This window comes from Deinococcus rhizophilus, from assembly GCF_030271215.1.
Lineage (GTDB): Bacteria > Deinococcota > Deinococci > Deinococcales > Deinococcaceae > Deinococcus > Deinococcus rhizophilus.
The window spans coordinates 36,035-46,779 of the sequence record NZ_JASNGB010000006.1; the positions used below are offsets into that span (position 1 = coordinate 36,035).

Below are 10,745 nucleotides of genomic sequence, written 5' to 3' on the forward strand. Positions count from 1 at the left end.
GCGCCAGCTAACGCTGAAGCAGCCGGGTGATGGTGCTGGGATGCACGCCGAACAGCCGGGCGCACTGCGCCGCTGTCCGCCGCCCAGACTGTACCGACTCGCGGATGTCCTGCTCCTGATGGGGCAAGAGCTTGCGTTTGCGGCCTCCGACACGCCCTTCCAGCCGTGCCTGCTCCAGGCCCGCTTTGGTTCGCTCCCGGATCATGGCGCGCTCGAACTCTGCAAAAGCTCCCACCATCTGCATCATCATTCGCCCCGCTGGGGTGGTGGTGTCGATGGCTTCGGTCAGACTGCGAAAGCCCACCCCGCGCTCCCCCAGCAACTCCATCAGGTGCAGCAGGTCCTTGAGGCTGCGGCTGAGCCGGTCCAGTTTCCAGACGATGACCACATCCCCTTCCCGGAGCTGGTCAAGCATCTTGTGGAGTTCGGGCCGGTCCCAGCGGCCCCCCGAAGCGTGTTCGGTGAACACGCGCTCTACCCCGGCGTCTTTGAGGGCGCGGAGTTGAGCGGCGGTGTCTTGATCCTGAGCTTTACTGACGCGGGCGTAGCCGATCTGCATGGGGCCTCCTGGCTTGCGAAAACAGGTTGCCAATTTGGATCATTGTGCAACACGGTTTCGCAAGGTGGGAAGTGGCTTCCCATCGGGTGGTTCAAACCATTGCACCAACGACCGTTTCCGCAAGCTTAGCGTACAGCCGGGGCGGAGCCGTGTCGTGGCCCCTGTCAAGACGAGCGAATGCACCGCGTTGCGGTACGGTGGTGGTCCGTTCAATCACCGGGTGACCTCAACATGTCGTTGCACACGCCTGGGAGGGTTGCAGGCGTGGTCTTGTTTGATCGGGGGGAGAGCACCATGAGGCAACGAATCCTGACCGGCGACCGCCCCACGGGACCACTGCATATCGGCCACCTTGTGGGGTCGCTGCGCAACCGTGTGGCGCTTCAACACGAGTACGACACCTTCGTGCTTCTTGCGGACGTGCAAGCCCTCACCGACAACTTCGAGCACCCGCGCAAGGTCCGGGAGAACGTCCTCGAAGTTGCTCTGGACTACCTCGCCGTGGGCCTTGACCCGAACGTCACCACCTTCGTCATTCAATCGCAGATTCCGGAAATCGCCGAGCTGACCATGTTCTACCTGAACCTCGTGACCGTGTCGCACCTGCGGCAGAATCCGACGGTCAAGGCCGAGATCGCGCAGAAGGGATACGGGGAGTCCGTTCCGGCGGGCTTCTTCGTGTACCCGGTGTCGCAGGCGGCGGACATCACGGCCTTCGGTGCCCACCTCGTGCCCGTGGGCGACGATCAGTTGCCGATGATTGAACAGACTGTGGAGATCGTCCGGCGGTTCAACCGCCTGTACGCGCCCGTGCTGGTCGAGCCGAGGGCGTTGCTCGGCGAGGTGGCGCGCCTGCCCGGGCTGGACGGCAAGGCGAAGATGAGCAAGTCGCTGGGCAACGCCGTCTTCCTGTCCGACTCGCCCGACGAGGTCGCACGCAAGGTTCGCGGCATGTACACCGATCCCCAGCATCTGCGGGTGGAGGACGCAGGCCGCGTGGAGGGGAACCCGGTCTTCGCGTACCTCGACGCCTTCGACCCCGACAGGGAACGGGTAGCGGCGTTGAAGGCGCAATACCAACGGGGCGGCCTGGGTGACGTAAAGGTGAAGCGGCATCTGCTTGAGGTGCTCGAGGCTGTCCTGGCACCCATCCGGGCGCGGCGCAGTGAGGCCGCACAATCGATGGATCAGGTGGAGCGCGTCCTGTACGAGGGAACCACACGGGGACGCGAGGTGGCCGTGCAAACCATGACGGCGGCCCGGCGGGCCATGCACCTGGACTACTTCGGGACCCAGCCCACGGACCCCACGACGACACGGCGCGACGCCTCCGGGTCATCGGGTTGACAACGCCTTATATTGCATGTTGCCCCAGGCCCGAGTTCACCGTGCCCGACGCCGTTCCCCAGACCGAGGAGGCCTCCGTGACACAGCACGACGCTGACGACATTCCCACCACCCCTGACCCGACCATGCAGCCCAGCGACGAGTGGCAGGTGCCCGACAGTGCCACGGTGGCCCATGACAAGGCCACTGCGATCAGGCAGCACAAGCACGACAACGAGCTGGAAGAGGCCCGCAACACCCGCAGGGAACCCAACCCGCTCGACATTTAGGCGGACTCATACCGGGTGTGCCGCGAAAACAGACGCTCCAGCGGGCGACTTTACTTCCTGAACAGCATCTTGAGACCGACCACTGGTGTAAGGAATGCAGGCCCTGAAGGGCGTGCTGAAGATGGCAGAACCGTGGACTGGCGTTGATGTTCTGAACTCTGACCGCCTTGCCGCATCACCACCACGGGTTGAGCGGACGCACCATATACTCGTAGGTCCCCTCATGCCCACCTTCGCCCGTGCCGCGCTCCGCCAGGTACTGGAGGCCCGTTTCATCATCGACGATCTGATACTGGGCCTGCTGATCAGATGAGCTGCCGTGAGGGGCAATTCTGACGCTGGCCCCCACCACAAGCGTCGGGCATTCGGAGGCCAGGACCGTCCCTTGCCCTACCTCCCCACCGTCTTGAATCCTGACAAGTACAAAATTCATAGAACACGATACTGCTCTCCCGCCGCAACTTCAGGTCAGCACTACTCAACCAGATCAGCGCGACGATCAGCGCCCTGGACCAGATGGACGCTCTGGCTCAGAACCTGGCTTCCCTCGTCACCCGGCACTCGCATATCTAAGACGTACACTGCCCGACATGCGCGTTCTCGTCGGTCCAGTGACGGAGTTCCCCGAAGGGAGCCAGACAGCGGTCGAGGTGGACGGCAAGAGCGTCGTAGTGGTGAACGACCAGGGGCAGTTCTACGCCCTGCGCAACAACTGCACCCACCAGGATTACCCGTTGCTGGGTGGGGCGGTGAGCCTGGGACGCATCAAGTGCGAGAAACACGGCTCGCAGTTCGAGCTGACCACCGGCAAGGCGAGGGTGCTGCCCGCCGTGAAGCCCGTCGCGGTGTACCGCACCAGCATAGACGCGGGCGTTCTGTACGTCTTACCGCTCTGAAGTGGCCTGCCCCGTGGGGGCAAAAGCCTCGTGGTCAGGCCACCCGTTCAGGGGTCCGGTCCTCGGGTCGCTTCCCCTTCACTGCGGGCGGCGGCGCTCGGCCCACTCGCGTTCGGCCTGCTCCTCCATCTTCTCCAGCCGCTCGTAGTAGTCGGGAAACTCCTTCATGTGGGCCAGCGCGATCTTGCCGGTCAGGACCGGATCGTCGTGGGTCACGTCCGTCTGGGGATCATGCCCGCCATGTTCAAATTCCACGTCCATGCCCAGCCGGAACTGCTCCAGATCGAACTGCGTCCAGTCCACGCCGATCTGATCACCGACCCGCCTGGCTTCTTCCGAGGTCGTGCGTTGCTTTTCGCTCATCGCGGTCCTCCTGCTATCAAGGGGGTGATGTCCGCTCCGCTGCTGAGGCGTCCGTTGCCGGGGGCGCAGGACATCCAGGAAGTCATTCCGCCGTTAACCCTGGCTGGAGGACTGCTGAGCGTCCACCCGACGCTCACTCTGGAGGCCGAGAGGATCGGTGTGGGTGACGGGCACGGCGATGGTGATCAGAATGGCGCTGTCCTCAAGTGCCATCACCTCGTGGGGGACGCGGGCGGGCAGCGTGACCAGTTCGTGCGGGCCAAGTTCGAGCCGTTCGCCCTGGGAGGTGAAGGCGACGCGGCCATCCAGGGCCAGGACGCTGATGGGGCCAGGAGCCGTGTGGTCCGGCAAGCCCGATCCCGCCTTCAGGGCCACCAGCAGGAGCGTGAAGCCTGGGTCGCGCACCAACGTGAGCGCGTCACGTCCGTGCTCACGCAGGGGCGCTTCGCTGCGGAGGCGGGCGAGTTGACCCGCGAGGTCATAGCGGTTGAGGGCGATGGGCTGCGGTCGATCCGGGCGTCCTTCAGACATAACGGCCTCCCCGGCTTCACCGTACCTGATGGCGGGCGGTTTCCCCTTGGCCGGGCCTCTACCAAGTCCTCAATCCGTCTCCTGAACCCCAACCTACCCGCTGCACCCCCGTTCATCCCTGGTGAGGCAAGTCGTCGTGAGAGGCAGCGACTCAGGGAGAGCCTTTACCCGCGCCACTCCTGGCGACCCCTGATTCGGGGCGAAATCGACCCTTCCCCAGGGTAGAGTTCGGCGCTCGCGGCCTGACGACTCACCTGGTTCCACCACCTGCGCAAAGTGCCCATCACCGAACCCCAGTGCCAGCCGTTCGCTGATGGCCGGATCATCCTCCATGCTCATCACGGTTGAGGAGGGCAGCGGGGATGATTCGGCTATGTCCACGCAAAGCGTCCTGAATGACACGTCCACCCTTCACCCGGACACCATGAATCCCACTTCACGCTTTCCACGCCACGTCACTTAGCCGTGGGAGGAAACTAAGTGAGCGTACCGGAAGTTTAGACCCCGCTTTCTTTTTTGGCGTGCGGCCAACTGGTAACAAAGGAATATGAGATGACCCAGATTGCCCCCAGCAAGACCACCGCTTACCCCGCTCCCACCGCCTTGAAGACGCCCACGGACCTGGAGGCGAATAGCGCGCAGAAGATCGTGGAGGCCATCAACCCGATCATCGCCGACGCCTACGCCGTACACCTGAAGTCCAAGAACTTCCACTGGCACCTGTCCGGCAGTCATTTCCGCGATTACCATCTGCTGCTCGATGAACACGCCGGGCAACTGCTGGGCAGCACCGATCCGCTGGCCGAGCGTGTCCGCAAGGTGGGCGGTACCACGCTGCGTTCCATCTCGCACATCTCGGGCCTCCAGACCGTGCAGGACAACAACGCCGACTTCGTGACCCCGCTGGAGATGCTGCGCGAGCTGATGGCCGACAACCAGAGCATCGCCGCCAGCATGCGCAAGGCCCATGAAACCTGCGACGACGCCCGCGACTACGCCACCTCCAGCTTGCTGGAAACGCTGATCGACGAGACCGAGCAGCGCATCTGGTTTCTGTTCGAGGCCGCGCAGGGCGAAGAGAACACGCGCTGAGGCAGCGAGGGGACGAATGGTCTCCCGTCGCCGTCTTCTGCTGAGGATCATGAGTCGTTAAGTCCATTGAAGTTGGAAAAGCGGGGCGAACTGCGATGTCTGAGCGCAGTGTACTGGGCAGGTTCGCGAGACGGTCTGCGTGAACCGGTCCAGCATCCTCCCGTTGTCACCGACGCTGAGCACCCCGGCCCAGACCGTCTCAGGCGCGCCCTACCCAGAGGGCTGGACGACCACGCCGCCGCCTCTGGGCCACCTGTGTACCGGCCCACGTCGAGGTGGACTTTGCTGGCGCGCTTCACACAGCGCCTCCCCCAGCGCAGATGAAGGCCCTGCAAGCCTCACTGAAGACCTGTACACGAACCCGGAGCTGCGCTCCGGGAAAGGTTGTATTTCATGAAGCCTACAGATCACGTCGGGCGCGGCCTGCCCGGGCACGACGGAGACGGAAAAGTCACTGCGAATCTCGGGTGGGATACGAGACCGACAACGCGCTTTGTCAAGCTGCGCCGCGACGCTCTGGAGGATAGTCGTGGACGGTCAGGTACATCTGTCCAAAACGCTGTCCACCGTCAGAACAGGCTGGCTGTCCAGGGCAGAGTTGAAGACCTGGCCGGAGGGCAGATGAATCGTCCTGCAAGCGCGGGAGTGACTGGATGTGGCGCGCTCGCTTCCAAGCTGAACCGGAGCGGTTGGCGTCAGCCACCCGCGTCAACTGCGGTGGTCCTCCCCCCCTTGATCATCGCCCTGGAGCGCTGGACGAACGAGGGGGGCCGTGGAGACGATCCCGACGCTGGACCCAGACCCCGCACCAGCCTGACCGCCGATATTTCCAACGGAGGCCCACGATGAGCGAATCCGTACCCACCGCGACGGCCCCATACTGGATCAATCACCTTCAGCCTGCCCAACTGGCGCTGGCCCGCACCATCCAGCAAAACGGTCTGGTGGGCCAGCCGGTGGACCTGGCCGGGTTCGCCTGGCTGCTGGACGGTGAGGTGCTGGTGACCTCGGGACAGCGCGCCAGCCTGTCGGACGCCTTCGATGTGGCCGTGGAGCAACTTCCTCCCCAATACATCCAGCCCCCGTTCTGACGCCCAGGCAGGCCCCGTTCCGGCATCCTGCGGGCGGCTCCCGGGTCAGACCAGGTCTTCATTCTTACAGGTGCCCAACGGACGCGTGGGCTTCGAAGCATCTCCGGGAGCCCCCATGCCCCCTCCAGTCACCCAAGCGCTTCATCGCAGCCTGCTGGCCCACGACACCATCACCGTTCTGGCGCGATCTGCCGCCAGAGGCGGTCCCGTCGCTGGTGTTGAACGCCAAGCCAGCCAGTGCCGTCAACCAGAGGGCGGTCTGCGGCTGCGGGCGCAGCAATTGCTGGCCGCGTCAGGCGTGCCGGAAGGGCTGGCCCGCAACGTCCTGAACGATCTGGAGTTGGCCCAGTGCTCCACGCGTCCCCACCTGTCCCGCCTGTGGGACGAGCGACTGGCGAGCTGATGGGATGGCCTGGCAGGGGGACCACTCTCCTGAGACGGCGCTAGGTGACCAGCACCGCTCAACCCACCCCCTTCCAAGGAGATTCCCATGTTTGACCCCATTCTCATTCCCATTAACGGCAACCCGGTCGGTCTGCTCGCCCCACCGGTGGCCGCCGAACTGGCCCGTTGTCACCAGGGTACGTTGACTGTGCTGCTGCGGGCCCCGAAGACCACCGCGTTCACGCCGGGCAGGACAGACGAGGCACATTGGGCCTTGGCACACGGGACCTTCACGCCGGAGGTCCGCGCGTGACCACGCGGCCTCTCCAACCCTCCAACCCCGGCCTGATGCATGAGCCCAGATTGTCCAGGCTGCTGTTCGCCGATCCGCGTCTGGCCCCCGTCTGGGCACTGCTGCGCGTCTACGTCGGCTACGAGTGGCTGGTGGCGGGCTGGGGCAAGGTCACCAACCCGGCTGGGGTGTGGGTCGGCGAGCAAGCCGGGACGGCGGTGAGCGGGTTCCTGACCGGCGCGCTGGCCAAGACGGGCGGCGATCACCCCGACGTGGCGGGCTGGTACGCCTGGTTCCTGCAACACGTGGCGCTGCCCAACGCGGCGGTCTTCTCGTACCTGGTGGCCTACGGCGAGGTGCTGGTGGGCGTCGCCCTGATCCTGGGACTGTTCACCGGCATCGCCGCCTTCTTCGGCGGCGTGATGAACGCTTCTTATCTGCTGGCGGGCACCGTGAGCACCAATCCGCTGCTGTTCATCCTGGCGACCTGGCTGGTGCTGGGCTGGCGCGTCGCGGGCTGGTGGGGCCTGGACCGCTTCGTGCTCGCCCGCTTCGGGGTGACGCCCCGGCCCGCCCTACCGAGCGCCACGGGGCCAGGCACAGTTCCAGGGCCGCACAGGTGACGGCGGTGCAGCGCAGTCGGCCACGACGACCCATTGGGCCTCCAGTGCCTGAGGCTGGACAGGGCGAGACCTCGCGCGGGGCGGATCAGCCGGTGACGATCACGACCACCCCTCAGGCTGATGGAGCAGGCCCCCACCGCAGAGGGTGGGGGCACTCCTCTGGCTGCGTTCAGGCCGCAGTGACCGCCGGGCGGTCGAAGCGCAGCCGGTTGAGTGACAGGGCGTTCAGCGTCACGATCACTGTGCTGGCGCTCATCAGCAGGGCGGCCCACTCCGGGCGCAGCAGGATGCCGTAGGCCGGGTACAGCACGCCCGCCGCGAAGGGGATAGCGAGCAGATTGTAGATGGCCGCCCAGAAGAGGTTCTGCTTGATCTTGCCCCGGACGTGGCGGGCCAGGGCGATGCCGACGGCCACACTCGCCGGGTCGCTCTTGACCAGCACCACGTCCGCCGTTTCCACGGCCACGTCGGTTCCAGCCCCGATGGCGATGCCCACCTCGGCCTGTGCGAGCGCGGGCGCGTCATTCACGCCGTCGCCGACCATCGCCACCTTGCGGCCCTGGCTCTGTAACTCCTGGACCTTCGCGGCCTTTTGCTCGGGCAGCACGTCCGCGATCACCGTGTCCATCCCCAGTTGCCGGGCGACCGCCTCCGCTGTCCGGTGATTGTCCCCCGTGAGCATGACCGTCTGCACGCCCAGGCGGTGCAGTTCCGTGACCGCCACCCTCGCCGACGCCCTGATCCGGTCGGCCACCGCCACCACGCCCAGCAGTTGCCCATCCGCCGCGACGTACATGGCGGTCTTGCCGTCCCCGGCCAGGCGCTCGACCTGCGCTTCACTGCTCCCCAATCCCACGCCTTCCTGGTCCATCAGCCTGCGGTTGCCGATCAATACCCGCCGCCCGTCCACCCGTGCCTGCACGCCACGACCGGGAATGGAGTCGAAGCCCTCTGCCTGGCTCAGGGTCACGTTCCGTTCCTGAGCGCCGCGCACGATGGCCTCGGCCAGGGGATGCTGCGAGGGTTGATCGGCAGAGGCGGCCAGGGACAGCAGCTCGGTTTCACTCACGCCCTCTACGGCCACCAGGTCGGTCAGCGCGGGCTTACCTTCCGTCAGCGTCCCGGTCTTGTCGAAAATCACGGTGTCCACCCCCGCCGTGGCTTCCAGGGCCGTCGCATTCTTGAACAGCACACCCTCCCGCGCACCCTTCCCCACGCCCACCGTGATGGCCGTGGGCGTGGCGAGGGCCAGCGCGTCCGGGCAGGCGATGACGATGGTCGAAACAGCAGCCGTCAACGCGAATACGACCCCGGCCCCCAGGAAAGACCAGACCAGAAAGGCGATCAGACCGCTGCCCAGGGCGACGAACACCAGGTACTTGCCTGCCGTGTCCGCCAGGCGCTGCGCCGGGGCCTTGCTCGCCTGCGCGTTCTGCACCATCTGCACGATGCGCGAGAGGGCCGTGTCCGCCCCCACCGCTGTGGCCCGGAAGGTGAAGGCCCCGTTCTGGTTGACGGTGCCACCCGTCACCCGGGCGCCCGCTGCCTTCTGAACGGGAATCGGCTCACCGGTGATCATGGCCTCGTCCACGTAACTGCTGCCACTGACCACCTCACCGTCCACGGGCACCCGGTCCCCAGGGCGCACCGCGATCTCGTCGCCTACCACGACCTGTTCCAGCGGAATCTCCTGCTCCTCCCCATCCCGCACCACCCGGGCCGTGGAGGGGGCCAGCTTCAGCAGAGCTTGCACTGCCCGCCCTGTGGCGAAGCGCGAGCGCATCTCCAGCCAGTGCCCGGCCAGCGAGAAGGTGGTGAGCATCGCGGCGGCCTCGAAGAACACCTCATCCGTCCGCAGGAAGAGGGTGGCCCCGACCGAATACAGGTACGACACCAGGATGCCCGTGGCGATCAGGGTCATCATGTTCGCCTCGCCGCGCCGCAGGGCACGCCAGGCGGCGGAGATGAACGGCCAGCCCCCCCACCACACGACGGGCGTGGACAGAATCAGGCCGAACCAGGCCATCGAGAGGCCGAAGGGCGGCGCTGCCGTGAACCCCAGCAGCTCGCCAATCGGGGAGTACAGCACGATGGGGAGGGTCAGCAGCAGCGACACCACGAAGCGGCGCAGCATGTCACCCACCATCTCCGCGCCGTGTCCCGCATGCTCGTCCTGCCCCATGTTCGCGTGCGCGTCATGCCCNAATCGGGGAGTACAGCACGATGGGGAGGGTCAGCAGCAGCGACACCACGAAGCGGCGCAGCATGTCACCCACCATCTCCGCGCCGTGTCCCGCATGCTCGTCCTGCCCCATGTTCGCGTGCGCGTCATGCCCGGCAGGAGTCGTGTCCTGATGGCCGTGACCCTTCGCTGTGTGCGCGTTCTGCACGCCTGCCTCGTCTACAGGCCCCCTTGCTGCGTGGGGATGCTCAGGGTGCTCGTGACCGATGCTCGGATGGCCCGGCTGCACCGACGACGGCGCGCAGTCCTGGCAGACGCAGGCGTATCCAGCTCCGTGCAGGTGCTGACGAAGCTCTGCCCCGGTCACGTTGTCCGGGTCATACCCCAGATGTGCGACCCCGCGCGTGCGGTCAAGATGTACCGAGGTCACGCCCGGAACCCGCGCCAGGCTCTGTTCCAGGTCGGCGAACTCCGAGCCGTCGTGGCAATTCCGGAAGGCCACCTCCAGGACTGCTGCCGGATGGTGGACTGGCTGCCCACCGTGGTCATGCGTCGTCATGGGCGTTCCCTGGACATCCCGTTACTGTAGGCGCGAGGTGTTCAGCCCACGTCTTGTTCAGTCCACATAAAGCTTCAGGGTCGTGAGGTCGTCTCCACTTCTCGCGGAGACAAAGAGGGAGTCGCCGTGGTGGTAGGCCGACGCCACCTGCCAGAGCAGGACGGCATCCACGCCGAGGTCGAGATACCGCTTGAACAGGGCCGTGTACGAGACCAGGGAGCGGTCGTACAGGCTCATGTGCAGTTCCGAGTGTAGCCGCTCAGGAGACCGGGGAAGGCGAAGCCCCACAGGTCGTCCAGGGACATCAACAACTCGGCGACGGCCAGGTCACACAGCGCCTCTGGCAGTACAGGTGGGCCCAGAGACACAGGTCCCCCATAGCCCGCTTAGGCAAGGACGCCTGATTCACCTCCGCGAACACCGCGAGGAAATCGCCCACGATGCTAGCCCACGCTCGACTCATAAATTGCTCATTCAGGTTGGACAAAATTTGGGCCTTCGCTAGATTAAGGCCATGAACTCGCTCGGTCGTGCGAAAAGCCGTAGGCCGGAGCAGG

At 65.6% G+C, this 10,745-nt stretch carries 13 protein-coding genes; 8 read left to right on the forward strand and 5 right to left on the reverse strand.

Going from position 1 to position 10,745, the window contains the following annotated elements:
• Positions 1-7: 7 nt before the first annotated feature.
• Entirely contained in the window at positions 8-559 is a 552-nt protein-coding gene (locus tag QOL99_RS01745) for a recombinase family protein (protein ID WP_285520894.1), read from the reverse strand.
• Positions 560-853: 294 nt separating this feature from the next.
• On the opposite strand from QOL99_RS01745, the gene trpS reads away from it, so the two are divergent.
• The 3 genes from trpS (at position 854) to QOL99_RS01760 (ending at position 3,071) form a co-directional block, all read left to right on the forward strand.
• Entirely contained in the window at positions 854-1,906 is a 1,053-nt protein-coding gene (gene trpS, locus QOL99_RS01750; RefSeq protein WP_285520895.1) for a tryptophan--tRNA ligase, read from the forward strand.
• A 77-nt stretch (positions 1,907-1,983) separates the two neighbouring features.
• Positions 1,984-2,175, forward strand: a complete 192-nt coding sequence (locus tag QOL99_RS01755; RefSeq protein WP_285520896.1) for a hypothetical protein — start codon at positions 1,984-1,986, stop codon at positions 2,173-2,175.
• A 590-nt stretch (positions 2,176-2,765) separates the two neighbouring features.
• On the forward strand, positions 2,766-3,071 hold the full coding sequence (locus QOL99_RS01760) for a non-heme iron oxygenase ferredoxin subunit (protein WP_285520897.1): 306 nt from the start codon (positions 2,766-2,768) through the stop codon (positions 3,069-3,071).
• A gap of 78 nt (positions 3,072-3,149) precedes the next feature.
• Here QOL99_RS01760 and QOL99_RS01765 read toward each other — a convergent pair whose 3' ends face one another.
• Both QOL99_RS01765 and QOL99_RS01770 read right to left on the reverse strand, forming a co-directional pair.
• On the reverse strand, positions 3,150-3,434 hold the full coding sequence (locus QOL99_RS01765; protein WP_285520898.1) for a DUF5661 family protein: 285 nt from the start codon (positions 3,432-3,434) through the stop codon (positions 3,150-3,152).
• Positions 3,435-3,527: 93 nt separating this feature from the next.
• Positions 3,528-3,965: a cupin domain-containing protein gene (locus QOL99_RS01770; RefSeq protein WP_285520899.1), complete on the reverse strand. Its 438-nt coding sequence runs from the start codon at positions 3,963-3,965 to the stop codon at positions 3,528-3,530.
• A 552-nt stretch (positions 3,966-4,517) separates the two neighbouring features.
• On the opposite strand from QOL99_RS01770, the gene QOL99_RS01775 reads away from it, so the two are divergent.
• The 5 genes from QOL99_RS01775 (at position 4,518) to QOL99_RS01795 (ending at position 7,447) form a co-directional block, all read left to right on the forward strand.
• Positions 4,518-5,057: a Dps family protein gene (locus tag QOL99_RS01775; protein WP_285520900.1), complete on the forward strand. Its 540-nt coding sequence runs from the start codon at positions 4,518-4,520 to the stop codon at positions 5,055-5,057.
• An 845-nt stretch (positions 5,058-5,902) separates the two neighbouring features.
• On the forward strand, positions 5,903-6,148 hold the full coding sequence (locus tag QOL99_RS01780) for a hypothetical protein (RefSeq protein ID WP_285520901.1): 246 nt from the start codon (positions 5,903-5,905) through the stop codon (positions 6,146-6,148).
• Between the two features lie 115 nt (positions 6,149-6,263).
• The gene (locus tag QOL99_RS01785; protein WP_285520902.1) at positions 6,264-6,551 is read left to right on the forward strand and encodes a hypothetical protein; all 288 of its coding nucleotides are present in this window, start codon (positions 6,264-6,266) and stop codon (positions 6,549-6,551) included.
• Between the two features lie 87 nt (positions 6,552-6,638).
• Positions 6,639-6,845 (forward strand): hypothetical protein, encoded by a 207-nt coding sequence (locus tag QOL99_RS01790; RefSeq protein ID WP_285520903.1) that lies wholly within the window; start codon positions 6,639-6,641, stop codon positions 6,843-6,845.
• Positions 6,842-7,447, forward strand: coding sequence for a DoxX family protein (locus QOL99_RS01795; RefSeq protein ID WP_285520904.1), 606 nt, complete (start codon positions 6,842-6,844; stop codon positions 7,445-7,447). Before QOL99_RS01790 ends, QOL99_RS01795 begins: the two co-directional genes overlap by 4 nt.
• Before the next feature lie 169 nt (positions 7,448-7,616).
• Here QOL99_RS01795 and QOL99_RS01800 read toward each other — a convergent pair whose 3' ends face one another.
• Together QOL99_RS01800 and QOL99_RS01805 are read right to left on the reverse strand one after the other, a co-directional pair.
• Positions 7,617-9,581 carry a copper-translocating P-type ATPase gene (locus QOL99_RS01800; protein WP_285520905.1) on the reverse strand — a complete coding sequence of 655 codons (1,965 nt, stop codon included), beginning with the start codon at positions 9,579-9,581 and terminating at the stop codon, positions 7,617-7,619.
• Positions 9,582-10,245: 664 nt separating this feature from the next.
• Positions 10,246-10,425 (reverse strand): hypothetical protein, encoded by a 180-nt coding sequence (locus QOL99_RS01805; RefSeq protein WP_285520906.1) that lies wholly within the window; start codon positions 10,423-10,425, stop codon positions 10,246-10,248.
• Positions 10,426-10,745: the final 320 nt, after the last annotated feature.

Excerpts from the sequence above, each read along its gene's own strand:
- QOL99_RS01745 (WP_285520894.1), bottom strand. The coding sequence starts at position 559 with ATGCAGATCGGCTACGCCCGCGTCAGTAAAGCTCAGGATCAAGACACC.
- trpS (WP_285520895.1), top strand. The coding sequence starts at position 854 with ATGAGGCAACGAATCCTGACCGGCGACCGCCCCACGGGACCACTGCAT.
- QOL99_RS01760 (WP_285520897.1), top strand. The coding sequence starts at position 2,766 with ATGCGCGTTCTCGTCGGTCCAGTGACGGAGTTCCCCGAAGGGAGCCAG.
- QOL99_RS01765 (WP_285520898.1), bottom strand. The coding sequence starts at position 3,434 with ATGAGCGAAAAGCAACGCACGACCTCGGAAGAAGCCAGGCGGGTCGGT.
- QOL99_RS01770 (WP_285520899.1), bottom strand. The coding sequence starts at position 3,965 with ATGTCTGAAGGACGCCCGGATCGACCGCAGCCCATCGCCCTCAACCGC.
- QOL99_RS01775 (WP_285520900.1), top strand. The coding sequence starts at position 4,518 with ATGACCCAGATTGCCCCCAGCAAGACCACCGCTTACCCCGCTCCCACC.
- QOL99_RS01780 (WP_285520901.1), top strand. The coding sequence starts at position 5,903 with ATGAGCGAATCCGTACCCACCGCGACGGCCCCATACTGGATCAATCAC.
- QOL99_RS01785 (WP_285520902.1), top strand. The coding sequence starts at position 6,264 with ATGCCCCCTCCAGTCACCCAAGCGCTTCATCGCAGCCTGCTGGCCCAC.
- QOL99_RS01790 (WP_285520903.1), top strand. The coding sequence starts at position 6,639 with ATGTTTGACCCCATTCTCATTCCCATTAACGGCAACCCGGTCGGTCTG.
- QOL99_RS01800 (WP_285520905.1), bottom strand. The coding sequence starts at position 9,581 with ATGCTGCGCCGCTTCGTGGTGTCGCTGCTGCTGACCCTCCCCATCGTG.
- QOL99_RS01805 (WP_285520906.1), bottom strand. The coding sequence starts at position 10,425 with ATGAGCCTGTACGACCGCTCCCTGGTCTCGTACACGGCCCTGTTCAAG.